The following is a 23,326-nucleotide window of genomic DNA, read 5'->3' as shown; positions in this document are numbered from 1 at the left end:
CGAATGCGCATCATTGATGGGATGGATCTACCACCCGGGAAGCCTAGCGACGATCCCGGCGAGATCATCTCCAGCACTTTTGCCGCGCCCACTAGACAGACTCACTTCGTCCGCTCTATAAACATCCCATCTCTCCGCCGATGACACGCAGCTGTCGCATCGGCGTAACAACCCCGCTCCGGGACCAGCGCGAGGAAGCATCCATGAGACTCAGAACCGCACTCGGCTCCACCGCCTCCGTCGTCTGCGCACTGACGCTGCTCAGCGCCTGCAGCAACTCCGGCACGACCGCCTCGTCGAGCGGCAAGCCGCTCGTGGCCGTCGACTACCCGCGGTCCGACACCGACTTCTGGAACTCGTACATCAAGTACACGCCCCAGTCGGCCAAGGAACTGGGGCTGGACCTGAAGACCACGAACTCCCAGAACGACGTCGCCAAGCTCACCGCCAACGCGCAGACGTTCATCAGCCAGGGCGTCAAGGGCATCGCGATGGCCCCGCAGGACACCGCCGCCATCGCGCCGACGCTGGCGCAGCTGGAGGCGAAGAAGATCCCGGTCGTCACCGTCGACACCCGGCCCGACAGCGGCAAGGTGTTCATGGTGGTGCGGGCCGACAACCGCGCCTACGGGGAGAAGGCGTGCCAGTACCTGGGCACGAAGCTGGGCGGCAAGGGCAAGGTCGTCATGCTCCAGGGCGGCCTCGACTCCATCAACGGCCGGGATCGCACCGAGGCGTTCAACGACTGCATGAAGAAGAACTACCCCGGCATCACCGTCTTCGGCGAGGCCACCAACTGGGACGGCGCGGTCGCCGCGCAGAAGCTGCAGACCCGGCTGACCCAGCACCCGGACATCAAGGGTGTCTACATGCAGTCCAGCTTCGCGCTGTCCGGCACGCTCCAGGTCCTCAAGCAGAAAGGCCTGCTGGTCGACCCGAAGGACAAGAAGCACGTCTTCATCGTGTCCAACGACGGCATCCCCGAGGAGCTCAAGGACATCGCCGCCGGCCACATCGACGCCACCGTCTCCCAGCCCGCGGACCTGTACGCCAAGTACGCCCTGTACTACCTCAAGGCCGCGATCGACGGGAAGACGTTCAAGCCCGGCAAGACCGACCACGACAGCACCATCATCCAGGTCCGCGACGGCGTGCTGGAGGACCAGCTCTCCGCGCCCCTGGTCACCGCCGACGGCGGCACCTACGGCGGCGTGCCCAGCGTCAAGAGTGACGACACGTCGCTCTGGGGCAACAACCTCGGCTGACCGGCCCCTCTCAGGCATCCAACGGCTCACCACTACAAGGCGGTTGAAATGAGAGACGGGGAGCGAGCAGTCACCCCCGCACCCGCCCCGGCGGACGACGGGCGGGCCCCCGCGACACCGCCCGTCGTCGAGGCGACGGGCATAGTCAAACGATTCGGTCCGACCGTGGCCCTGAACGGCGCCCGGATCACCATCAGGCCAGGCGAGACCCACGCGCTCGTCGGCCGCAACGGAGCCGGCAAGTCGACCCTGGTCTCCGTCCTGACAGGCCTGCACGCCCCCGACGAGGGAACCGTCACCTTCGGCGGCGAGTCGGCCCCCCGGCTCAGCGACCGCGACGCCTGGCGACAGCGCGTGGCCTGCGTCTACCAGAAGTCGACGATCATCCCCACGCTGACCGTCGCCGAGAACCTCTTCCTGAACCGTCACCACCACGGCCCCAACAGGTTGATCAGCTGGACCGGCGTACGCCGCCGGGCCCAGGAGCTGCTGTCGACCTGGTCGGTGAACGTCGACCCGCAGTCCCCGGCCGGCGAACTCAGCGTCGAGCAGCGGCAGTTCGTCGAGATCGCCCGGGCGCTGTCCTTCGGGGCCCGGTTCATCATCCTCGACGAGCCCACCGCACAGCTCGACGCGGCCGCGATCAACCGGCTCTTCGACCGCATCCGCGACCTGCAACGCCAGGGCGTGACCTTCCTGTTCATCAGTCACCACCTGCAGGAGGTCTACGAGATCTGCGACATGGTGACGGTCTTCCGCGACGCCCGGCACATCGTCACCGCCCCCGTCGCGGACCTCCCCCGCACCGAGCTGGTCGCCGCCATGACCGGCGAGGCGGCGGCCGGCCGGCAGCAGGTGCGCTCGAGCACCCTCGACCCCGCCGCGGCCCCCGCTCTGTCCGTGCGGGATCTGGGCAGGGACGGCACGTACGAAGACGTCACCTTCCAGGTGGGCGCCGGCGAGATCGTCGGCCTCGCCGGCGCCGCCGCCAGCGGACGCACCGAGGTCGCCGAGACCGTCGTAGGGCTGTGGGCGGCCGCCACCGGCGAGGTGGAGATCGCCGGGCGGCGGCCCCGGCCGGGCAGCGTGCCCGCCGCGCTCGCCGCCGGCGCCGGGTTCGTCCCCCAGGACCGGCACCACCAGGGCTTCGTCCCCGACATGTCGATCGCCGACAACGCCACCCTGTCCGTGCCCCACCGGCTCGGCAGGAACGGCCTCCTCAGCCGTGACCGACGCGACCGGCTCGCCGACAACATGATCGAGAAGCTGGCGATCAAGACGCCGGGCCCCGAGCTGCCCGTCTCCTCCCTGTCCGGAGGCAACCAGCAGAAGGTCGTCATGGCCCGCGCCCTGGCCGACGACCCGAAGCTGCTGGTCCTGATCAACCCGACCGCGGGCGTGGACGTGCGCTCCAAGGAATTCCTCCTCGGCAAGGTCGAGGAGACCGCGGAAACCGGCACCGGAGTGCTCATCGCCTCCGACGAACTCGACGACCTGCGCATGTGCGACCGGATCCTGGTGATGTTCCAGGGCCGGGTCACGACAGAGATAGCCCGCGGCTGGCACGACCACGAACTCGTGGCCGCGATGGAAGGAGTGGACCTCAATGCCTGAAACCGTCCTCGCGGACACAGCCGCCAAGGCCGCGGAACCGAAGCAGAGGCGCACCGCGCTGCTCGGCGGCCGGATCCCCCTGGCCCGGCTGCGCGACCTCGCCCTCGTCCCCGCGATCGTCGTCATCGCGATCGTCGGCCAGATCGTCAACCCGGTCTTCCTGCAGACGGACAACCTCATCAACGTCCTGCAGACGATGTCCGAGATGGCCCTGCTGGTCCTCGCCCAGACGATGATCCTGATCGTCAAGAAGATGGACCTGTCGCTGGAGTCCACCATGGGCCTCGCGCCCGGTGTCGCGGCCTGGCTGGTCGTCCCGGCCGGCGCCGGACACGGACTCGGCCTGCTCTCCGGCGCCTGGGCGATCCCCGTCACCCTGGCTGTGGGCCTGCTCGTCGGCGTGATCAACTCACTGCTGATCATCCGCTTCGGCCTCAACGGCTTCATCGTCACCCTCGGCATGCTGATCGTGCTGCGCGGCATCCTCACCGGCATCTCCGGCGGCCAGACGTTCTTCCAGCTGCCGCAGTCGATGCTCTACTTCGGCACCGCGCAGTGGCTCGGGATGCCCGCCTCCATCTGGATCTGCCTGACTCTGTTCGCCGTCGCCATCGTGGTGCTCGGCTGGACCAGCTTCGGCCGCTCCCTGTACGCCATCGGCGGCAACGTCGACGCGGCGAAGGCGGCCGGCATCCGCACCGACCGGGTGCTGTGGATCGTCATCGTCACCGGCAGCCTGCTCGCCGCGCTCGCCGGGCTGCTGCTCTCCGGTCGGCTGGCCTCCGTCGCCTCCGCGCAGGGCAACGGCTACATCTTCACCGTGTTCGCCGCCGCCGTCATCGGCGGGATCAGCCTCAACGGCGGCAAGGGCACCATGTTCGGCGCGTTCTGCGGCATCCTGCTGCTCTTCATGATCCAGAACGTGCTCACGCTCGGTGGCGTCCCCGCCCAGTGGATCGGCGCCCTCAACGGCCTGATCATCCTGGTCGCTCTCGCCATCTCCCGCATCACCGGCGGCAAGGTCCAGGACTGACGCGGGCGGCCGTCGCCGGCCGCCCGTCCCTCGCCGCGTTCACCGCTCGTCGCAAGGGGCCCGATCCCCTCGCCCTCACAGGAGTTGCCGCCATGTCCTCCACCCTGCCCACATCCGCCCGCATCACCGCCCTGGACGTCCTGGACGTGCGGTTCCCCACCTCCGAACACCTCGACGGCTCGGACGCCATGAACCCCGAGCCCGACTACTCCGCCGCCTACGTCGTCCTGCGCACCGACGCCGGCGACGGACTGGAGGGCCACGCCCTCGCCTTCACCACCGGCCGCGGCAACGATGTCCAGGCCGCCGCCATCGCGGCCCTCGCCCCGCACGTGGTCGGACTCTCGGTCGAGGAAGTCTGCGCCGACCTCGGGGCCTTCTCCCGCTCCCTCGTCCACGATCCCCAACTGCGCTGGCTGGGCCCGGAGAAGGGCGCCATCCACATGGCCACCGGCGCGGTCGTCAACGCCGCCTGGGACCTGGCCGCCAAGCGCGCGGGCAAGCCCGTGTGGCGCTTCCTCGGCGAGATGTCGCCCGAAGACCTCGTCGCACAGGTCGACTTCCGCTGGCTGTCCGACGCCCTCACCCCCGAGGAGGCGCTTCAGATCCTGCGCCGTGCCGAACCGGGCCGCGAGGAGCGGATCGCGCGTCTGCTGGAGCGCGGCTACCCCGCCTACACCACCACCCCCGGCTGGCTCGGCTACTCCGACGAGAAGCTCGCCCGCCTCGCCCGCGAGGCCGTCGCCGACGGCTTCACCCAGATCAAGCTGAAGGTCGGCGCGGACCTGGAGGACGACGTACGGCGCATGCGCACCGCCCGTGAGACGGTCGGGCCGGACATCCGCATCGCCGTCGACGCCAACCAGAGATGGGACGTCCAGCCGGCCATCGACTGGATGCGCGCCCTCGCCCCCTACGACCCGTACTGGATCGAGGAGCCCACCTCACCGGACGACATCCTCGGCCACGCCGCCGTCCGCAAGGCCGTCAGCCCGATCAAGGTCGCCACCGGTGAGCACATCGCCAACCGGGTCGTCTTCAAGCAGCTCCTGCAGGCCGGCGCGGTGGACATCGTGCAGATCGACTCCGCCCGCGTCGGCGGCGTCAACGAGAACATCGCCATCCTGCTGCTCGCCGCGAAGTTCGGCGTGCCGGTCTGCCCGCACGCCGGGGGAGTGGGCCTGTGCGAGATGGTGCAGCACCTGTCGATGTTCGACTACATCGCCGTCTCCGGCACCACCGAGGACCGCGTCATCGAGTACGTCGACCACCTGCACGAGCACTTCGTCGACCCGGTCCGCATCGCCGACGGCCACTACCTCGCGCCGGCCCTGCCGGGGCTGAGCGCGCAGATGCACCCCGCATCCCTCAAGGAGTACACCTACCCCGACGGCCCCGTGTGGACGGCCCGTGTCTGACGCACCGGTCCTCGTCGACGCCCACCACCACGTGTGGGACCTGGACATCCGGCCGCAGTCCTGGCTCGACGAGCCCGGACACGAGCCCCTGCGCCGCAGCTTCGGCACCGACGACCTCCGCGCGGCCGCGACCAGGCCGATCGCGGGTCGGCGGCTGGAGTGCACGGTGCTCGTCCAGTGCGTGGCGTCCGTCGAGGAGACCCGCGAGTTCCTCGCCCTCGCCGACGGTGACCCGCTCGTCGGCGCGGTCGTCGGCTGGGTAGACCTCACGTCCCCGGCGATCGGCGACACCCTCGACGCGCTGCGCGCCGGGCCCGGCGGTACATACCTGCGGGCCGTACGTCACCTCGTCCAGGGCGAGTCCGACGCCACCTGGCTCCAACGGCCCTCGGTGGAGCGGGGACTGCGGGCGGTGGCCGAACGGGGCCTCGGGTACGACCTGCTGATCCGCGACCACCAGTTCCCCCAGGCGATCCGCCTGGCCGAACGCCTCCCCGGCCTTCCCCTGGTCCTCGACCACGCCGGCAAACCGCCCCTCGTCCGGCGTGACCTGGGCGACTGGGAGCGGGGCGTGCGACGGCTGGCCGCGCACCCCCACGTGCGGTGCAAGGTGTCCGGACTGATCACCGAGGCCGACCACGAGAAGTGGACCGTCGACGACATCCGGCCGGTGTGGGAGGTCCTGCTGGCGGCCTTCGGCCCGGACCGGCTGATGTTCGGCTCGGACTGGCCGGTCTGCGTCCTGGCCGGCGGCTGGAACCGCTGGGCCGCCACCGTCGGGGAACTCCTGGACGGCTGCTCCGCCGCCGAGACCGAGGCGGTCCTCGCCGGCACCGCCACCACGTTCTACGGCCTCGACCCCGCTCGAAGGAAGGAGCGCACCGCATGCTGATGACCGAACTCCTGCACCCGGGCATCCTCGAAGCCCTGGCGGGCGCCGGGCACGGCGCCCGGGTCCTGCTCGCCGACGGCCACTATCCGGCGAGCACGGCCACCGGCCCGCGCGCCAGGACCGTCCATCTCAACCTGGCGCCGGGTCTGCTGGACGTCACCACCGTGCTCGACGTCCTGCTGCGGGCGCTGCCCGTCGAGTCGGCGCACGTGATGGTGCCGCCCGAGGGCGAGCCGGAGCCGCCGGCCATCGCCGAGTACCGCTCGATGCTGGCGCCCGTCGAGGTCGAGACGCTCGGCCGCTTCGAGTTCTACGACGCGGCCCGCTCGCCCGACCTGGCCCTCGTCGTCGTCACCGCCGACATCCGCACCTACGCCAACCTGCTGCTCACGATCGGCGTCCGCGCCGAAGGGACCCTGAGATGACACTCGCCGTCCGCTACCTCGCCGCCCGCACGCTGGACACCGCGCCCGCCGAGAACCCGCCCCCCGGCCCCGGCCAGGTGGAGATCGCCCCCGCCTACGTCGGTATCTGCGGCACCGATCTGCACATCTTCCACGGCGACATGGATACCCGGGTCGCCGCGCCCGCCGTTCTCGGCCACGAGATGTCCGGCCGTGTCATACGTGTGGGTCAGGGTGTGGAGGGCTGGGCGCCCGGTGACGCGGTCACCGTGATGCCGCTGCGCTGGGACGACACCTGCCCGGCCTGCAATGCCGGCCACCAGCACATCTGCCAGCACCTCGACTTCATCGGTATCGACTCGCCGGGCGCGATGCAGCAGCGCTGGACCGTGCCCGCCACGACCCTCGTACGGCTGCCCGGCTCCCTCCCGCTCGACCACGCGGCCCTCGTGGAGCCCACCGCGGTCGCGGTGCACGACGTCGGCCGGGCCCAGGTCCGCGCGGGCGAGAAGGCCGTCGTGGTCGGTGGCGGTCCCGTCGGCATCCTCATCGCCCTGGTCGCCCGCGCCGCCGAAGCCGAGGTCCGGGTCGTGGAGCTGAGCCCTCACCGGCGGCGGCTCGCCGAGAAGCTGGGGCTGACGACCTGGGACCCGGCCGCCGACGACCTGGCCGAGCTGGTCCGTGAGTGGACCGGCGACGCCGGTGCGGACGTGGCCTTCGAGGTCTCCGGCGCGCAGGGCGGGGTGGACACGGCCGTCGACGTGCTGGGTGTGCGCGGGCGGCTGTGTCTCGTGGCCATCCACCCCCGGCCCCGCGAGATCAACCTGCACCGCTTCTTCTGGCGCGAACTCACCCTCGTGGGCGCCCGGTTGTACGACCGCGCCGACTTCGAGCGGGCGGTGACCCTGGTGGCCGACGGCACCGTTCCGGCCGAGCAGCTGATCAGCAAGGTCGTCCCCATGGCACAGGCGCCCGACGCGTTCGAGGCCCTGGAGGGCGGCGGCGACGTGATGAAGATCCTCGTGGACTGCACCGACGACTCCCAGGGAGCCATCCAGTGAACGCCTTCGACCTGACCGGCAGGCTCGCCGTCGTCACCGGCGCCCGGCGCGGCATCGGCCGTGCCATGGCCCGCGCCCTCGCCGAGGCCGGCGCGGACGTCATCGGCGTCAGTGCCCAGCTGGAGGAGACCGGCAGCGACGTGGAGAAGGACGTCCTGGCCGCGGGCCGCACCTTCGAGGCGATCCGCACCGACTTCGCCGACCCCGAAGCCGTCCGCGCCCTGGGCGCCGACCTGGCGGGACGGGAGCGCCCGGTGGACATCCTGGTCAACAACGCGGGCACCATCCGCCGCGCCCCCGCCGCCGAACACACCGACGAGGACTGGGAGTTGGTGCTCCAGGTCAACCTCAACGCGCAGTTCGCCCTGTCCCGCGCGGTGGGCGCGTCGATGGTGGCCCGCGGTCACGGAAAGATCGTCTTCACGGCGTCGCTGCTCAGCTTCCAGGGCGGCATCACCGTCCCCGGCTACACCGCCGCCAAGCACGGCGTCGCCGGACTGACCAAGGCCCTGGCCAACGAGTGGGCCCCGCACGGCGTGAACGTCAACGCCATCGCCCCCGGCTACATCGCCACCGACAACACCCAGGCCCTCCAGGACGATCCCGTCCGCAGCAAGGCCATCCTGGACCGCATCCCGGCCGCCCGCTGGGGCAGCGCCGACGACCTCGCGGGCGCCACCGTGTTCCTCGCCTCGGACGCCGCCGCCTACGTCCACGGCGTCGTCCTGCCCGTCGACGGCGGATGGCTCGGCCGATGACCGGCACCGACCCGGCCGCCGTGCTGGACGGCGCCCGCCTGCTGCCGGTGCTGGCCGTGCCCTCCGCCGCGATGGCCGGCCCGCTGGCCGACGCGCTCGCGGCGGGCGGTGCCCGGTGCGCCGAGGTCACCTTCCGCACCCCCGACGCCGAGCAGGTGCTCAAGACGATGGCCGCCCACGGAGGGCTGACCGTCGGCGCCGGTACGGTCCTCACGCCCGAGCAGGTGGACCGTGCCGTGGCGGCGGGAGCCCGTTTCGTGGTCTCACCCGGCTTCGACGAGGACGTCGTCGCCAGGTGTCGTGAGCTGGGCGTGCCCGTGGTACCCGGCATCGCCTCCGCGACCGAGCTGATGCGCGCCCTGCGGTCCGGCCTCGACACCGTCAAGCTCTTCCCCGCCGAACCCCTCGGCGGCATCCCGATGCTGCGCGCTCTCGCGGCTCCCTTCCCCCAGGCACGGTTCGTGCCGACGGGCGGCATCGACGCTGCGCGCCTGCCCGCCTACCTCGCCGTCCCGGCGGTCCTCGCCGTCGGCGGCAGCTGGATGGCCACCGCCGCCCATCTGGAGCGCGGCGAGTACGGCGAGATCCGCCGGCTGACCGCCGAGGCCGTGCACGGGAGCGCGACGTGAGCGACGTGGTGGCCCTCGGCGAGGTGATGCTCCGCTTCGACCCGGGCGAGGGCAGGATCCGCACCGCCCGCACCTTCCAGGTCTGGGAAGGCGGTGGTGAGTACAACGTCGTCCGCGGACTGCGGCGCTGCTTCGGCCTGCGGACGGCCGTCGTGACCGCCCTCGCCGACAACCAGGTGGGGCGGCTGGTGGAGGACCTGATCCTCCAGGGCGGCGTCGACACCTCCCTCATCCGCTGGGTGCCCGACGACGGCATCGGCCGCACCGCCCGCAACGGCCTCAACTTCGTCGAGCGCGGCTACGGCATCCGGGGCGCGATGGGCGTCAGCGACCGCGCGAACACCGCCGTCTCGCAGCTGCGCAAGGGCGACGTCGACTGGGACGCGATCTTTGCCCCGGGTCCGCGCTGGTTCCACACCGGCGGCGTCTTCGCCGGTCTGTCGGACACCACCGTGGACGTCGCGGACGAGGCCATGGCGGCCGCTCGACGGCACGGTGTCAGGGTCTCCTACGACCCCAACTACCGCCCCAGTCTCTGGGCCGGCAGGGGCGGCGCCGACGCCGCCCGCGAAGTCGACCTGCGGCTCGCCCGCCACGCCGACGTCGTGGTGGGCGCCCTGGGGCTGGCAGGGCCGTACCCGGGCGCGGTACGCGTCACGACGGACGAGGTGCCCGACGCCCTCGTCGAAGTGGCCGCGCTGCTGCCCCGGGCCGAGGTGCTCGCGACCACCCTGCGGGACGTGCCCTCGGCCGGCGTCAACGACTGGTCCTCGGCCGCCTGGTCGCCCCGTACCGGCTTCGTCCGCGGCCCGGAACTGCCCGGCCTGCACGTCCTGGACCGCATCGGCTCGGGCGACGGCTTCGCGGCCGGCCTGATCTACGCACTGCTGACCCTCGGCGCTGACGAGGCCGGACCGGCGGGCCGTGCCGCGCCCCTGGCCGACCTCGACACCGCCGGACTGCGCCGTGCCCTGGCCTACGGCACCGCGCACGGCGCCCTCACCATGACCACCCCGGGCGACGTGTCCATGGCCTCGCTCGCCGAGGTCGAGGCACTCATGGCAGGCGGCTCGGCCGCCGTCAGAAGGTGACAGCCCCATGAGCGCCCATGCCGTCGCCGCTTCCCAAGGAGCACAGTTGACACCGCACGACATCGGGCGCCGGAAGGTCGCGAGCACCCCCGTCGAGCTCACCGACCTCGGCTTCGGGGCCTCCGTCATCGGCAACCTCTACAGAGTCACCCCGGCCCACGAGGCGCAGGCCGCACTCGACGCGGCCTGGGATGCGGGCATCCGGTACTTCGACACCGCACCGCACTACGGGCTCGGTCTCTCCGAGCGCCGCCTGGGAGCGGCGCTGGCGGGCCGGCCACGTGACGCGTACGTCGTCTCCTCCAAGGTCGGCCGTCTGCTCATCCCCAACGAGCACCCGCGCGGCACCGACACCGAGGGCTTCGTGGTGCGCGACGACCTGCGCCGGCAGTGGGACTTCAGCCGGGACGGGGTGCTCCGCTCCATCGAGGACACGCTGGAGCGCACCGGCCTGGACCGCCTGGACATCGTCTACCTGCACGATCCCGACGACCACTGGAGGCAGGCCGCCGAGGAGGCCATGCCGGCCCTGGCCGAGCTCCGGGACCAGGGAGTGATCGGCGCGATCGGCGCCGGAATGAACCAGTCGGCCATGCTCGCCCGCTTCCTGCGCGAGACCGCGGCCGACGTGGTGATGCTGGCCGGCCGGTACACACTCCTCGACCAGTCGGCACTGGACGACGTCCTGCCCGCCGCCGAGGAACTCGGCAAGAGCGTGGTGGCCGTCGGCGTGTTCAACTCGGGGCTCCTCTCCCGCGACCATCCCACCGAGGGCATGAAGTACGACTATCAGCAGGCCCCGCCGGAGCTGCTCGACCGCGCCCGGGCGATCGCCGACGCCTGCGCGGCCCACGGCACCACCCTGCCCGCCGCCGCGATCGCCTTCCCCTACACTCACCCGAGTATCATCAATGTCACCCTCGGTATGCGAAATCCGCAGCAGGTCGTACGGAACGTGGAACTCCACCGCCGGTACGTCCCCGACGGTCTCTGGGACGATCTCCGCGCCCGGGAACTCATCAGGTCGGACGTGCCCGCGGCGAACGGACCCGGAAGGAGCGCGCGGTGTCTCTGACGGACAAGGCCATCGTGCAGATTCGGGAGCTGATCCGCAGCGGAGCGCTGCCGCCGGGCTCGAAGCTCCCGCCGGAACCGGAGCTGGCCGCCCAGCTGGGCCTCTCCCGCAACCTCGCCCGGGAGGCCGTGAAGGCGTTGGCCGTCGCCCGGGTCCTGGAGGTCCGGCGGGGCGACGGCACCTACGTCACCAGCCTGCAGCCGAGCCTGCTCCTGGAGGGGCTCGGCGGTGCGGTGGAACTGCTGCAGGGCGATTCCGCCGCGCTGCAGGACCTCATGGAGGTACGACGGCTCCTGGAACCGATCGCCACCGCACTGGCCGCCACCCGGATCTCCGACGAGCAGCTGGCCGAGGTCGAGCAGCACCTGAACGCCATGCGCGAAGCCCAGGACGACGTGGAACGGCTCAACGCTCACGATGCCGCGTTCCACCGCGCCGTCATCTCCGCCACCGGCAACGAAACGCTCCTCACGCTCCTGGAAAGCATCTCCGGGCGCACCCTGCGCGCCCGCATCTGGCGTGGTCTGGTCGACACCCAGGCCTCCGGCCGGACCCTCGCCGAACACGAGGCGATCTTCCGGGCCCTGTCCGTCCGCGACGCCTCCCTCAGCCAGGCCGCCGCACTGCTGCACGTCAGCAACACCGAGCTGTGGCTCAAGGGCCACCTGCGTTCGGGTGAGGCCCTTCCGTGGGGCGTGACCACAGGGCTCTGACCACCCCTTCCGGAGACGCTCTTCCGTCTGGCAGAAGCCGCCTTGCGGAGCCTCCGCCGGCGTCAGGAACCGCTGCGGCAGCTGCTGGCCGCACGCCGGGTCGGGCCTGTGGCGAGACCGGGGGTCTGATCGGGATGATGGGGGATCTCTGGACGCATAGGCGTCCCAAGGCCGTCCGGGCAGAGCGGTGGCGGTGACAACCTGGAGCGGGCGATGCTGCACCTTCCTCCCGGAGCCGAACGGGACTTGGGTCGACGGATCACGCGTATCGATGAGGAATTCGAGCGCCGCACCTTGCCGGAGCCCCACTACAACGAGTGGGCATTGGACGGCTGGTGGTGGACCAGGATGCGTGAACGCTGACGAACCCGGCCTCGTGCCCCTTCCCTATGATCAAACGACACCGTTAGCCTCCGGGATCGCTCTCCAAGATCTGTGCAGAACCGAGAGCTGACACCGCTATCACCGGGGTGGTGTTTTTGCTTCCACGCTGGACGGGCCCGCACAAGGGCCATCGGTGATCCACCGACTGACCATCGAGGACGTCGAGGTCGGCGCTCAAGAGGTACATGTCCACCTCGGTAGTGCACCCGTTCAGCTGCCCGAGCCCGTCGCCCAGGTGGCTCGCACTGTCGCTGCGAACCGCAAGGGGCACGCGACCATGGCGTCCTGGCTCCGCCTTCATGGCTCTTCCCCGGCGGCCAGCCCGGACGTCCGATCAGCACCACACAGCTGCCCAGCGCCTGAACCAGCTCGGGATCCGGCCTAACCAGGCCCGCAGCACCGCACTCTTCCAGCTCGCCACCGAGATCCCCGCCGCGATCCTCGCCCGCACCCTCGGCATCCACACCGACGTCGCCGTCGCCTGGCAACGACTCTCCGCCGGCGACTGGGCAACCTACGCCGCAGACGTCGCCAGCCGGCAGCGCCCGTAAGTCATGCCTCCTGCACGTGTCTACCCAAGACCGCCGTTGCTCTGGAGAAGCTGGGCATTGATCCATCCGCCCTCCGCCGAGCAGAGGAACGTGACCAGATTCGCGCAGTCCTGCGGCACACCGAGGCGCCCCAGAGGCGTGAAGCGGATCATGTCCGCCTTTTGCTCTTTGGTCATCCACCCAGTGTCGGTCGGCCCGGGATTGATCGCGTTGCAGGTCACCCCCAGATGGGCGAGCTCGCGGGCGGCGGCCAGCGTGATCCGGTCCATCGCCCCCTTGCTCGCCCCATAGGGCAGGTTGCCAGCGGTGTGATCACTGGTCAGGCTGACGATCCGCCCGGTGCCGTGCTGCCCGCGGAATCGCAGTCCGTACTCACGGATCAGCAGCCACGTTGCCCGCGCATTCACCGCATAGTGCAGGTCGAAGCTCTCCACAGTGGTGTCCAACAGGCCGGAGTCGACCGATTCGCAATGGCAGAGCACCAGCGCGGTGACGTTTCCCAGTTCGCCCTCGACGCTGTCGAAGAGCTGCGTCGGCACAGTCGGGTCGCTCAGGTCCGCCTCGACCGCGAGCGTTCTCGCCCCGAGGGACGCCACCTGCTGCTGCAACTCTCTGGGTGCCCCGGGCTCCATGCCCCACTGCATCCGTGCGTCATAAGGGGTCCAGTAGGTGAAGGCCACATCCCAGCCGGCCTGGGCCAGATTCAGTACCACGGACGCCGCGATCCCGGCCGAACGTCCCGCCCCCGTCACCAAAGCAAGCGGGCGTCCCGCCTCTGGCACGTCCTGCTGACTCCCCACGCGCGTCCCGCCACTCATGATCCCCATCCTGGCGGACCGCCCCTGCCACAGCACCCGATTTTCTCGGGCATGCTCCACGCTCCCGCACAGGCCGGGTCACCACCACGAGGCACCGAGGGTGCAGAACGGCTTCAGCGACGCACTGGCCTACGAGGGCCAGACCGTCGCCGTTCCCTACGGCGGATGCGGCGGACCGAGCAATGTCAAAGCCGGCGGGCAGCACTGCCGCATCCGCTTCCAGCGCGCCGGCTGCGACTTCTACCGGCCCGACCCCTCCTACCCTCCGGCCATGGAGCAGCAGGTCGCCGAGTTGCGAGCCGACAAGGAAGCCGCCCTGGCTATGGGCCCTGCCGACTGGGTCATCCGCGACTTCGACGACCAGATCCGCGGATACACCACATCCCGCACCCAGATGCGCCGCCCCCTGGACGCCACGGACCCCACCCAGCGGGCCGCCTTGGAGGAAGTATCACGGGAGCTGCGCAAAGCCAGGTGGGCCGCCGCCTTCGTGCCCGTGGACACCGTGGACACCGTGGGCGTACGGAGTCGACCATGAGCGCCACGCGTCGATCACACGATGCGCGGACCGAGCAGCTGCACCGAGGTCGCCAGAAAGACAGCGCGGACAGACCACCCGTGCCACCGCAGCTGTGAGCGACCTGCCCATGGCCGGACAGCCCATCGCTTCGGCGCCCCGATCCACAACGCCGCGAACGCCGAACTGGTCACTCGGATTCAAGACCTCGAGCGCCACAACGCCACGCTGTCCAAAGGCGTCATCGGCTCCAACCGCCGGGCCGAAAGGCTCGCAGGACAGTTCCAGGCAGGGGAGGAAACCATCGAGTCACTTCGTCTTGCCCTGCGCAGGACCATGCGCGCGATCCCCGGTACCTGCATCGAAGGCACACCCCCCGGCGTCACCGCACGGTCCATGCGGGCTGGTGCGGGCGTCGGGGGGAGCCATGGAACGCCACCGTCAAGTGAGCGTCTTCTGCCGGGCAGCACTGTGACCGGTGCTGGGCCGGATGACGTTCACCAGGCCTCGGGGGATGTTGTGGGCAGGGGTGGCTGCCCACAGTGCGAGCACGATGAAGAGCAGCTGCTCGGGAATCCTGAACCACAGCGGCGTGGCTGGGGCGCCGTTGAGCGGAATGTCCTCGAGGGCAGCGTAGATGTTGGCCGGCAGCATCAGCGCAAAGAGTATGGCCAAGCAGATCCCGGCCGCCGGACGTGTCGTGGATCGGATGAGTCCGGCGGCACCGAGGAACTCAAGTGCGCCGGTTACGTAGACCATTGCGTGAGGAAACGGCACGAACGGCGGCACCATGGCTGAGAGGTCGTCGTGGCTGGGAATCATGGTGACGCTTGGAGGTGTGAAGTGCGCGGTGGCCGTGGCCACGAGCATGACCGCCAAGCCGTGCGTGGTACTGGCCTGCCAGGTAGCGAACCGTCTGATCCCCAGCGAGCCGAGCAGGCGAAATCCCAGCGCCGGGCCGACGAGAAGCATGAGGGTGCCGAGCATGGTGTCCTCCGAGGAGAGTAAATACGTATGCCAAGGAGCGGCGGCCTTCTTCATGGGGCTGGCCGTCCGATGGCGGGACGCGCAGTACGAGGTGAGGTTGCTGGGGCGTTCAGCTGCGGGTGAAGAACAGGCCCGCTCCGTACGCGTGGCGGGCAGAGACGAAGAATCCACCACCAGTCGGCCGGGTTACGGTGCCGCCGTTCTCGACGATCTTTCGGGCGGCATCGACGTCGTCGACCAGGACGGTCATCGCGGCCAGGTAGGAGGAGGCCGGGACGGGTTCGTCGGGCAGTACGTCACCGGCGTGCGAGGCGCGGACGATCTCCAACCGTGCAGTGGCCGTCTCCAGAACGGCGACCGGGCCCTCGTACCTGGCGGTTGTCTCCACGATGCGGGTGTACCGGTCCGTGATCCCGTCGAACTCGGTGTCGGCGGCCACGATCAGCACGGCGCCCAGGCCCCGAGCACCGTTCGGGTGGTTGAGATAGCGAGGCTGATGCACATACCGGCGAGTGAGGTGCTGGGCGATCCCGACATAGCCCTCCGGGGTCGAGCGCGGATCGAGGTGCACGGCGCGTGCGCGCACCGTGCGCGGCCCCTCCTCTGTGTCGACGTCTCGCTCCAGTTCCAGCACGCCCGAGGTGCGCAGCCCGGCGTCCGTCAGCCGGCGGTCGGCGGTTTCGGTGTCGTCGGTGTCGAGGTTGAGCAGTCGGAAGCCCTCGTACTCGTCGGCCATCGACTTGGTGTGCCAAGGGTCGGGTGCGGATTCGTCCACGATCCCGAGTAGCTCTATGTACGACCCGCCGAACAGTGCGCACCGGTTGGCCGTGCAGCCGGGCACGGGCGGTTGGCCGGGCCGCCCGCCGAGCAGGTGCCGTGAGCGAGGACTGAGGGTGAACCCGAATGAGGCGTAGGCCCGTTCCAGCCCTTCGAGGTCGCGGGTGAGAATGCCGGTGTGATGGATGCCTTGGATGTCGCTTGTCATGGGGCCGATGATTCATCGACCGTCCGCCCCTGATCTCCAACTGCCGCCGCCACGCCGCTATCTGACACCGACCTACACTGTCCTGGTGGATTCGGTCACGCTGGACGTACTCGATCTGCGACTCTTGCACGCGCTTCAGCTCGATGGGCGCGCCCCCTTCAGCAAGATCGCCGATGTTCTCGGCGTCTCCGACCGCACCGTGGCCCGCCGCTTCGGCCGGCTCCGCAGCACAGGGATCGCCCGAGTGGCCGGCACGCCCGACAGCCGCCGTACCGGCCACGCCGAATGGCTGGTACGTCTGCGGGGCTTGCCGTCAGCCACCGCACCACTGGCCCGTGCGTTGGCGCGCCGCCCGGACACAGCCTGGGTGACCGTTCTGTCCAGCGGTACCGAGATCATCTGCATCTTCCGCGTCGCCGAGGAGGGCGCGGCGCCACTGGAAGGGCTGGGCCGCCTGCCACAGATCACACAGGTCGACGCCCAACGGCTGCTGCGTCCAGTGATGGACCACCGCTGGACCGGGCGGACCTCGGCGCTTACCGCGGAGCAGATCGCCGCACTGCGCCCACCTCCTGCCGCAGATGTCAGTCCCATCTGCCTGACCGAACTCGACCGCCGCCTGCTCCCCGCCCTCGCCGCGGACGGCCGGGCCGCCTACCCGGACCTCGCCCGACAGGTCGGCTGGTCTGAATCCGCAGTCCGTCGCCGCTTGGAAGAACTCCGCCGCACCGGCGTGCTCCGGCTGGACGTTGAGGTCGCCCCACGCCTGTTCGGATTCTCCGCCCAATGCCTGGTCTGGCTGACCGTCACCCCCGCCCAACTGGGCAGTGTGGCCCAGGCCCTGGCCACCGACCCCGAAGCGGCCTTCGTCGGCACCATGACCGGCACCCACAACCTGATCGCCATCGCCATCTGCCGGGACGCCAACGCCCTCCACGCCTACCTCACCGACCGCATCAGCTGTCTCAACGGCGTCGACCGCATGGAAACAGCCCTGATCACCTCCTACACCAAGCGAACCGCCCCATCACCGTGACGATGTCGGAGGCCCGGCAGGACACGATGCCGACGTGAGCAGCGTCGAGATGTGGATGTCCAAAGCCATAGGCGCAGACCGGCACGACGTCGGTCCTCCTCTTGATCGCAAGGTGCTCATGCCTTACGTGCCTCAGTGATCGCAAAACGCTCGAGTTCTGCCTCGCCAAGAAAGACACGCGGTGGGCCTCTACCAACCGTGCCTACAACCCGGGTGTTGCAGCCGTCGGCCGGGTCCAGGCCGGCGTTCCAGTGCTTGAACTTGCCGCGGGCGTAGCCGGCGCGAGACTCATCGGCCATCGGGATCTGGCCAATCGCGTAGGAGAGCGGGAGGTCTGCCCCGCTGCCGCAGCTGATGCGGCGTTCGCTGACGCGGGGACGGCGAGGGGGGTGAGGGTGCCGTGCTCTGCCGTCCCGGGCCGTCTACCAGCGCATCCCCAATGCGTTGAGCGCGTCACGCGCTTCACACTCAGCTTCGCCGCCCGTCGGCGGGCGTCGGAGAGGAACGACTCCAGCGTAAGCGGCCCACGGTCGACGGCCTTGGGTGCTGTCGAGGCACGCAAGTGCCCCTCCTGGGCGTGGAATTGGCGTGCTGCGATCATCTTCCGCTCCAACAGCTCATCCTGAGAAGTTATCCTGACCAGGCAGAAAGCGCTGCTCCGCTCACGGCCGTGCCGGCGCCGCAGAACGCATACTGCGCATGCTGTGCGCACCAGGGGGCGGGGATGAATGGTCTGGAAGCCGGCGTTGTCGGACTCGGTGACGAATCGGCGGCTCTACGGTTGGAGGCGCACCGGACCGAGTTGATCGGCTACTGCTACCGAATGCTCGGTTCGGTCTTCGACGCGGAAGACGCCGTGCAGGAGACCATGGTCCGGGCGTGGCGCGGCCTCGACCGGTTCGAGGAACGGTCGTCACTACGGTCGTGGATCTACCGCATCGCCACCAACGTCTGCCTCGACACACTGGCCGCCGGCAAGCGCCGGGCTCGCCCGATGGACCTCTCCGCCCCGACCAGCGGCGCCGTCTCACCGGGCCGTCCACTGGACGTCAGCCTGTGGATCGAACCGTGCCCGGCCGCGCTGACCCACACGCCGGCCGACCCTGCAGACGCAGCCGAAGCAGGCGAATCCGTACGCCTGGCATTCATCGCGGCACTTCAGCACCTGCCGCCCAGGCAACGCGCGACCCTCCTGCTACGCGAGGTCCTGGGCTTCTCGGCACGCGAAGTCGCAGACCTGCACGGCTGCACCGTCGCCTCGGTCAACAGCGCCCTCCAGCGGGCCCGCGCCACGCTGGCGGCCCGGCGCGAGACGTCCGGCGTCACGGCGGTACCGTCGCCCGACGCCGTTCAGCGGGCACTGGCGAAGCGGTATGCCGCGGCCTTCTCCAGCTTCGACATGGAGGAGCTGAACATGCTGCTGCACGTGGACGCCACCATGTCCCTGCCGCCATACGCCCTGTGGATGCGGGGCGTCACCGACATCCAGGCATGGCTGACCGGACCCGCCATCGGCTGCCGGGGATCCCGGCTCGTCCCCACCCTGGCGAATGGCTCGCCGGCCTTCGGCCAGTACCGGCCCAGCGTCACCGGAGCGGGATTCGAGCCCTGGGCCCTTCAGGTCGTCGACATCTCCGGGGACCGCATCAGCGACATCCATGTCTTCCGGGACACCGAGCGGCTGTTCCCGCTCTTCAACCTGCCCCCGCACATCGGCGAGCAGGAGGTGTGACGCGGCACACCCTCATCGACCGATGGCTCCGTCCGTGCCCCTCGGCCATATGAGCAACGAAACCGAAGCAACGGACAGACAGGATGACTCACATGACCGCCACCGTGAAGGGCACTGCCAACTACTCGCCTGTCGCAACAGCAGCTGACGGGGCAGTCATCACAGCCATGGTTATCCTCGCCAAACTCGTCACCCAGTGCAACGGCCGGACAGCTGACAACGAGGCCGACGGCGAGGCCATAGGAGGCAACGATGCAGGCCACGGTGGTGCGGCGGCCCGCGTCGAGCGAGGCGTGGCTCTGTCAGGCGGTGGGGGAGGGGGAGGCCGCGACCTCCCGGCAGTCGGCGCTTGGCGCATCGACACCAGCTCGGGGACCCCACTGACGCCCCGCCACATCCCGTCCGTGTCATGCACCTCCGCCGGCGCACTCACGGCCCCCGTGGCCACGACGCCGTCCGGCGATTCTCGAAGTGCCGCGCCATCCGATTCTTGAGGTGTCACCGCCACGGCAGTTGGGGCCGCCGGTATGGCCACCGCCGCAATGCCGTCGTAGTGGCCGCGCCCGTCGCACGTGTCTCATCTCCGCCTCGCCTTTCGGCCAGCACATCAGTTTCGTCCTGTACGCACTGAGCTTGCTGGAGGGGAGTAAGCAACAGCGAGAGGCCGATCGTCGTAGCCGGTGCCGGGACTCCCCACTCTGTGGGGGCTTTCCGTACGGCCCGGCATAGGCCTGACCTGTCCGTCCAGCCGGCACCGTGCACGCCGCCATGGCCGCGTCGATGCGGGGAAACCGTAGGGGCATGAACGCGATACCCCCGCGGCACCTCGTGCCTCCGACGTTGTTGCTGCTGCTGGCGCTGCCGTTCGCGGCCTCCTGCGGCGGTGGTGGCACGGACGTGTCCCGAGCCGACAACGCACTGCGTGCGGCGGCGTCCGGGGGCGAAGTGCTGATCAGTACCGACAACGGACTGCGGCTGCGCCCAGCCGACGGCGACCACATCAGCGTGGACGACCGGATCGACGGGCACTGGTCCCACCACGGCGATCGCTGGACCCTGGACCTGGACTGCGCCGACCACGACGACCATGGCTGTCCGCGGATGCCGTACGTCGAGATCCCAGACGGTGCGAAGATCACTGTCACCGCCCGCAATGCCGGCGTCGACGTGGTGGACGTCGCCGCCGCGCTGGACATCACGACCGTCAACGGCGATGTGACGGTGACCCACTCCGGTCAGGAGCACGCCCCGTTGCGCCTGTCCACTCGCAACGGATCGGTGCGCGCGGCATCGATCGAGGCCGGCCGGCTGCACGCGAGCACCGTCAACGGCGATGTCGTGATGCAGTGCGCCGCTGCACCCGCGAATGTGACCGCGAGGACCGTCAACGGCTCGGTCGATGTCACCGTCCCCCACGATGCCCCGGCCTACCGCGTCATCAGGAGCACCGACAACGGGCGCACCGCGACCGATGCCCACGCTCAGGATGCCGACCGAAAACGCCTGATGAGCCTTACCACGGTCAACGGTGACGTCACGGCTCGCCGGGACTGAGGCGTGACGAGCTGTCAGTTTCACGTGAAACGCCCTGACGTGGTGTTTTAAACTGGCTGTCGCCCGTTTCCGCGACTCAGGGACCTGTGAGGGACACGCGAACCATGTCCACCGAAACGTTTGAGTTTCAGGTAGAGGCCCGTCAGCTCCTCCAGCTGATGATCCATTCGGTCTACTCGAACAAGGACGTCTTCTTGCGGGAGCTCGTCTCCAACGCCTCGGACGCGCTCGACAAGCTGCGCCTGGCCGCCCTGCGCGACGACGGTCTCGACGTGGACCTGTCCGACCTGCACATCCAGATCGATGTGGACCCGAAGGCCCGTACGCTCACCGTGCGGGACAACGGCATCGGGATGTCGTACGACGAGGTCGGCACGTTGATCGGCACCATTGCCAACTCCGGCACGGCCGCCCTCCTCAAGGAACTCGAGGACGCCCAGGACGAGGCCGGCGCCGAGGGGTTGATCGGCAGGTTCGGCATCGGGTTCTACGCCGGATTCATGGTGGCTGACGAGATGACTTTGGTGACCCGGCGCCTCGGCGAGAGCGGCGGCACGCGCTGGTCGTCGCGCGGCGAGGGCACCTACTCGCTGGAGAAGGTCGAGGAAGCGCCCCAGGGCACGTCCGTGACCCTCCATCTCAAGCCCGCCGACGCCGAGAACCAGCTGCACGACTACACCTCCACCTGGAAGATCAAGGAGATCGTCAAGCGGTACTCGGACTTCATCACCTGGCCGATCCGCCTCGTCCCCCAGGCCGGCGAGGGCGCGGAGACGGCCGAGCCGGAGACGCTGAACTCGCGCAAGGCCCTGTGGGCACGCTCGCGCGAGGAGGTCTCGGCGGACGAGTACCACGAGTTGTACAAGCACGTCAGCCACGACTGGCGCGACCCTCTGGAGACGATCCGGCTCCAGGCCGAGGGCACCTTCGAGTACCAGTCGCTGCTGTTCCTCCCGGCCCACGCCCCGCACGACCTGTTCACCCGGGACTTCCGGCGCGGTCTCCAGCTCTACGTCCGACGCGTGCTGATCATGGACGACTGCGAGGCGCTGCTGCCGTCGTACCTGCGCTTCGTCAAGGGCGTCGTCGACGCGCAGGACCTGTCGCTCAACGTCTCCCGGGAGATCCTCCAGCAGGACCGCCATATCAGGATGATCCAGCGACGGCTGACCAAGAAGGTCCTGTCGTCGGTCAAGGAGATGAAGGCCCGCGACCCCGAGAAGTACGCCACGTTCTGGCGTGAGTTCGGCGCCGTGCTGAAGGAGGGACTGCTCGGCGACCCGGACAACCGCGACGCCATCCTCGCGGTCGCGTCCTTCGTCAGCACCCATGAGGCATCTGAGCCGACGACGCTCCAGGAGTATGTGGAGCGGATGAAGGACGGCCAGGAGCACATCTACTACCTGACCGGCGAGTCCCGGCAGAGCATCGAGAACTCCCCGCACATGGAGGTCTTCAAGGCCCGAGGCGTCGAGGTCCTGCTGCTGACCGACCCCGTCGACGAGGTGTGGGTCGACGCCGTGGGCGAGTTCGAGGGCAAGCAACTGCGATCCGTCGCCAAGGGCGAGATCGACCTCGACGTCCAGGGCGGCGAGCAGGAAGACAGCGCAGGGGACGAGCAGGACGAGAGCTACGCCGGTCTGCTGGAGTGGATGAAGGAGCAACTGGGGGAGGAGGTCAAGGACGTCCGGCTGTCGACCCGCCTGACCGTGTCACCGGCGTGTGTCGTCTCCGACGCCCATGACCTCACTCCGGCGCTGGAGAACATGTACCGGGCGATGGGCCAGGAGGTGCCGGTCACCAAGCGGATTCTCGAACTCAACCCCGCTCACGCGCTCGTCCGTGGCCTGCGGCAGGCCTACGCGGAGCAGGAGGACCGGGCGGAGCTCGCCGAGACCGCCCAACTCCTGCACGGGCTGGCCGTACTCGCTGAAGGCGGACAGCCCAAGGAGCCCGCGCGGTTCGTGAAGTTGGTGGCGGAACGGCTGGAGCGCACGCTCCGCTGACCGGGAGGTGCCTGAGGCCCGGCTGAGCGTACTCAGCCGGGCCTCGTCTTCGCCGTGCGGTGGTCTTCGCCGGCGGAGACCACCGAGCCTTGCGAGATCGCCAAAGCCAGGGTCTTGGAGCACGTCCAGGTGTACGGCTATTGCGGCCAGCCCACAGTCTCGGGGTCCCTCCGGTGCCGTAGCGGCTACGCCATCTCCGTACACATGAGTTCGGCGCCTCCGCTCTTTTCAGCCGCGTCCTTCCCCGCTACGGGGTGTCGCCAGCGAATGCCGGGATCTCACCCGGACCGACTCCTGGGAATGCTAGAACAGCGGCACGCAGGAATTGGGGTAACCGGTGAAGCAGACGTACAGCTTCACGTCACGGACGCTGTATCCGTTGCCGCTGGCGTAGCCGGGGGTGCTGTTGTCGGAACCGTTGCTGTCCGAACCGAGCTTGGTGTAGTTGTGCCACGTCCACTCTTGGTTTTCCCACTTCCAGTAGGTGGTGTAGAGCCCCGCGCCCTTGCCGTCGGCACAGTGGTCCCAGATCACGAAGTCCCAGCTGGTGTTGAAGACCGGGTGGCCGCCGGCGGACGAAACCTTCCAGTAGTCGTAGGAGCCGTTGACGGAGGCGCAGCCGTCGGAGGTCTCCTGGTAGTAGTTCGCGGCCTGAGCCTGGCCGGAGACGGCCATAACCAGCCCTGCGGTGGCGGCCGCGACCGCGAGCTTCTTGCGAACGCCCTTGAGCGTGTTGCCATTGACCATGGCGGTCCTCCTGGATGTCGATGATGTGCCTGAGAACGGCCCAGCAGCTGCTTGCA

At 69.5% G+C, this 23,326-nt stretch carries 22 protein-coding genes; 18 read left to right on the top strand and 4 right to left on the bottom strand.

All coding sequences use genetic code 11. The features are described from left to right. Positions 1-203: 203 nt before the first annotated feature. The 13 genes from ACZ56U_RS36575 (at position 204) to ACZ56U_RS36515 (ending at position 12,888) form a co-directional block, all read left to right on the top strand. A complete protein-coding gene (locus ACZ56U_RS36575) occupies positions 204-1,265 on the top strand; it encodes a sugar ABC transporter substrate-binding protein (RefSeq protein ID WP_469088248.1) in 1,062 nt (353 codons plus the stop codon). Positions 1,266-1,313: 48 nt separating this feature from the next. Continuing rightward, complete coding sequence (locus tag ACZ56U_RS36570; protein WP_469088247.1) at positions 1,314-2,879, top strand: sugar ABC transporter ATP-binding protein; 1,566 nt, start codon at positions 1,314-1,316, stop codon at positions 2,877-2,879. Next, positions 2,872-3,912 (top strand): ABC transporter permease, encoded by a 1,041-nt coding sequence (locus tag ACZ56U_RS36565; RefSeq protein ID WP_469088246.1) that lies wholly within the window; start codon positions 2,872-2,874, stop codon positions 3,910-3,912. Before ACZ56U_RS36570 ends, ACZ56U_RS36565 begins: the two co-directional genes overlap by 8 nt. A 92-nt stretch (positions 3,913-4,004) precedes the next feature. Next, positions 4,005-5,330 carry an L-fuconate dehydratase gene (locus ACZ56U_RS36560; RefSeq protein WP_469088245.1) on the top strand — a complete coding sequence of 442 codons (1,326 nt, stop codon included), beginning with the start codon at positions 4,005-4,007 and terminating at the stop codon, positions 5,328-5,330. Further along, positions 5,323-6,222 (top strand): amidohydrolase family protein, encoded by a 900-nt coding sequence (locus ACZ56U_RS36555; RefSeq protein ID WP_469088244.1) that lies wholly within the window; start codon positions 5,323-5,325, stop codon positions 6,220-6,222. The genes ACZ56U_RS36560 and ACZ56U_RS36555 overlap by 8 nt, the downstream gene beginning before the upstream one ends. Further along, positions 6,216-6,647, top strand: coding sequence for an RbsD/FucU domain-containing protein (locus ACZ56U_RS36550; RefSeq protein WP_469088243.1), 432 nt, complete (start codon positions 6,216-6,218; stop codon positions 6,645-6,647). Before ACZ56U_RS36555 ends, ACZ56U_RS36550 begins: the two co-directional genes overlap by 7 nt. Then, complete coding sequence (locus ACZ56U_RS36545; RefSeq protein ID WP_469088242.1) at positions 6,644-7,687, top strand: zinc-dependent alcohol dehydrogenase; 1,044 nt, start codon at positions 6,644-6,646, stop codon at positions 7,685-7,687. Before ACZ56U_RS36550 ends, ACZ56U_RS36545 begins: the two co-directional genes overlap by 4 nt. Further along, positions 7,684-8,445, top strand: coding sequence for an SDR family oxidoreductase (locus tag ACZ56U_RS36540; protein ID WP_469088241.1), 762 nt, complete (start codon positions 7,684-7,686; stop codon positions 8,443-8,445). The genes ACZ56U_RS36545 and ACZ56U_RS36540 overlap by 4 nt, the downstream gene beginning before the upstream one ends. Beyond that, positions 8,442-9,074, top strand: coding sequence for a bifunctional 4-hydroxy-2-oxoglutarate aldolase/2-dehydro-3-deoxy-phosphogluconate aldolase (gene eda / locus ACZ56U_RS36535; protein WP_469088240.1), 633 nt, complete (start codon positions 8,442-8,444; stop codon positions 9,072-9,074). The genes ACZ56U_RS36540 and eda overlap by 4 nt, the downstream gene beginning before the upstream one ends. Continuing rightward, on the top strand, positions 9,071-10,165 hold the full coding sequence (locus ACZ56U_RS36530; RefSeq protein WP_469088239.1) for a PfkB family carbohydrate kinase: 1,095 nt from the start codon (positions 9,071-9,073) through the stop codon (positions 10,163-10,165). The genes eda and ACZ56U_RS36530 overlap by 4 nt, the downstream gene beginning before the upstream one ends. Before the next feature lie 7 nt (positions 10,166-10,172). Beyond that, a complete protein-coding gene (locus tag ACZ56U_RS36525) occupies positions 10,173-11,240 on the top strand; it encodes an aldo/keto reductase (RefSeq protein WP_469088238.1) in 1,068 nt (355 codons plus the stop codon). Next, entirely contained in the window at positions 11,231-11,953 is a 723-nt protein-coding gene (locus ACZ56U_RS36520; protein ID WP_469088237.1) for a FadR/GntR family transcriptional regulator, read from the top strand. Before ACZ56U_RS36525 ends, ACZ56U_RS36520 begins: the two co-directional genes overlap by 10 nt. Positions 11,954-12,636: 683 nt before the next feature. Beyond that, positions 12,637-12,888, top strand: coding sequence for a hypothetical protein (locus ACZ56U_RS36515; RefSeq protein ID WP_469088236.1), 252 nt, complete (start codon positions 12,637-12,639; stop codon positions 12,886-12,888). Between the two features lie 20 nt (positions 12,889-12,908). On the opposite strand, the gene ACZ56U_RS36510 is transcribed toward ACZ56U_RS36515, so the two are convergent. After that, positions 12,909-13,706, bottom strand: coding sequence for an SDR family oxidoreductase (locus ACZ56U_RS36510; protein ID WP_469088235.1), 798 nt, complete (start codon positions 13,704-13,706; stop codon positions 12,909-12,911). A gap of 100 nt (positions 13,707-13,806) precedes the next feature. On the opposite strand from ACZ56U_RS36510, the gene ACZ56U_RS36505 reads away from it, so the two are divergent. Further along, on the top strand, positions 13,807-14,244 hold the full coding sequence (locus ACZ56U_RS36505) for a hypothetical protein (protein ID WP_469088234.1): 438 nt from the start codon (positions 13,807-13,809) through the stop codon (positions 14,242-14,244). 420 nt (positions 14,245-14,664) lie between these two features. Here the strand turns inward: ACZ56U_RS36505 and ACZ56U_RS36500 are convergent, their stop codons facing one another. Continuing rightward, a complete protein-coding gene (locus ACZ56U_RS36500; protein ID WP_469088233.1) occupies positions 14,665-15,264 on the bottom strand; it encodes a DoxX family protein in 600 nt (199 codons plus the stop codon). A 55-nt stretch (positions 15,265-15,319) separates the two neighbouring features. Then, entirely contained in the window at positions 15,320-16,195 is an 876-nt protein-coding gene (locus ACZ56U_RS36495) for a VOC family protein (RefSeq protein WP_469088232.1), read from the bottom strand. Here ACZ56U_RS36495 and ACZ56U_RS36490 point away from each other — a divergent pair. The 4 genes from ACZ56U_RS36490 to htpG all read left to right on the top strand — a co-directional run bounded on the left by ACZ56U_RS36490 (position 16,182) and on the right by htpG (position 22,523). Then, positions 16,182-17,231, top strand: a complete 1,050-nt coding sequence (locus tag ACZ56U_RS36490) for an Lrp/AsnC family transcriptional regulator (protein WP_469088231.1) — start codon at positions 16,182-16,184, stop codon at positions 17,229-17,231. The genes ACZ56U_RS36495 and ACZ56U_RS36490 overlap by 14 nt on opposite strands. Before the next feature lie 724 nt (positions 17,232-17,955). Next, on the top strand, positions 17,956-18,963 hold the full coding sequence (locus ACZ56U_RS36485) for a sigma-70 family RNA polymerase sigma factor (RefSeq protein WP_469088230.1): 1,008 nt from the start codon (positions 17,956-17,958) through the stop codon (positions 18,961-18,963). A gap of 843 nt (positions 18,964-19,806) precedes the next feature. Beyond that, positions 19,807-20,517, top strand: coding sequence for a DUF4097 family beta strand repeat-containing protein (locus tag ACZ56U_RS36480; RefSeq protein ID WP_469088229.1), 711 nt, complete (start codon positions 19,807-19,809; stop codon positions 20,515-20,517). 104 nt (positions 20,518-20,621) lie between these two features. After that, on the top strand, positions 20,622-22,523 hold the full coding sequence (htpG, locus tag ACZ56U_RS36475) for a molecular chaperone HtpG (protein WP_469088228.1): 1,902 nt from the start codon (positions 20,622-20,624) through the stop codon (positions 22,521-22,523). A gap of 303 nt (positions 22,524-22,826) precedes the next feature. Here the strand turns inward: htpG and ACZ56U_RS36470 are convergent, their stop codons facing one another. After that, complete coding sequence (locus tag ACZ56U_RS36470) at positions 22,827-23,270, bottom strand: Tat pathway signal protein (RefSeq protein WP_469088227.1); 444 nt, start codon at positions 23,268-23,270, stop codon at positions 22,827-22,829. Positions 23,271-23,326 lie beyond the last annotated feature (56 nt).

This window comes from Streptomyces sp. NPDC034103, assembly GCF_055575395.1.
Note: the sequence above shows the minus strand (reverse complement) of the source record. Positions and strands in the feature narration are given on the sequence as shown.

Excerpts from the sequence above, each read along its gene's own strand:
- ACZ56U_RS36575 (WP_469088248.1), top strand. The coding sequence starts at position 204 with ATGAGACTCAGAACCGCACTCGGCTCCACCGCCTCCGTCGTCTGCGCA.
- ACZ56U_RS36570 (WP_469088247.1), top strand. The coding sequence starts at position 1,314 with ATGAGAGACGGGGAGCGAGCAGTCACCCCCGCACCCGCCCCGGCGGAC.
- ACZ56U_RS36565 (WP_469088246.1), top strand. The coding sequence starts at position 2,872 with ATGCCTGAAACCGTCCTCGCGGACACAGCCGCCAAGGCCGCGGAACCG.
- ACZ56U_RS36560 (WP_469088245.1), top strand. The coding sequence starts at position 4,005 with ATGTCCTCCACCCTGCCCACATCCGCCCGCATCACCGCCCTGGACGTC.
- ACZ56U_RS36550 (WP_469088243.1), top strand. The coding sequence starts at position 6,216 with ATGCTGATGACCGAACTCCTGCACCCGGGCATCCTCGAAGCCCTGGCG.
- ACZ56U_RS36545 (WP_469088242.1), top strand. The coding sequence starts at position 6,644 with ATGACACTCGCCGTCCGCTACCTCGCCGCCCGCACGCTGGACACCGCG.
- eda (WP_469088240.1), top strand. The coding sequence starts at position 8,442 with ATGACCGGCACCGACCCGGCCGCCGTGCTGGACGGCGCCCGCCTGCTG.
- ACZ56U_RS36525 (WP_469088238.1), top strand. The coding sequence starts at position 10,173 with ATGAGCGCCCATGCCGTCGCCGCTTCCCAAGGAGCACAGTTGACACCG.
- ACZ56U_RS36515 (WP_469088236.1), top strand. The coding sequence starts at position 12,637 with ATGGCTCTTCCCCGGCGGCCAGCCCGGACGTCCGATCAGCACCACACA.
- ACZ56U_RS36510 (WP_469088235.1), bottom strand. The coding sequence starts at position 13,706 with ATGAGTGGCGGGACGCGCGTGGGGAGTCAGCAGGACGTGCCAGAGGCG.
- ACZ56U_RS36500 (WP_469088233.1), bottom strand. The coding sequence starts at position 15,264 with ATGAAGAAGGCCGCCGCTCCTTGGCATACGTATTTACTCTCCTCGGAG.
- ACZ56U_RS36490 (WP_469088231.1), top strand. The coding sequence starts at position 16,182 with ATGTCGCTTGTCATGGGGCCGATGATTCATCGACCGTCCGCCCCTGAT.
- ACZ56U_RS36495 (WP_469088232.1), bottom strand. The coding sequence starts at position 16,195 with ATGACAAGCGACATCCAAGGCATCCATCACACCGGCATTCTCACCCGC.
- ACZ56U_RS36485 (WP_469088230.1), top strand. The coding sequence starts at position 17,956 with ATGAATGGTCTGGAAGCCGGCGTTGTCGGACTCGGTGACGAATCGGCG.
- htpG (WP_469088228.1), top strand. The coding sequence starts at position 20,622 with ATGTCCACCGAAACGTTTGAGTTTCAGGTAGAGGCCCGTCAGCTCCTC.
- ACZ56U_RS36470 (WP_469088227.1), bottom strand. The coding sequence starts at position 23,270 with ATGGTCAATGGCAACACGCTCAAGGGCGTTCGCAAGAAGCTCGCGGTC.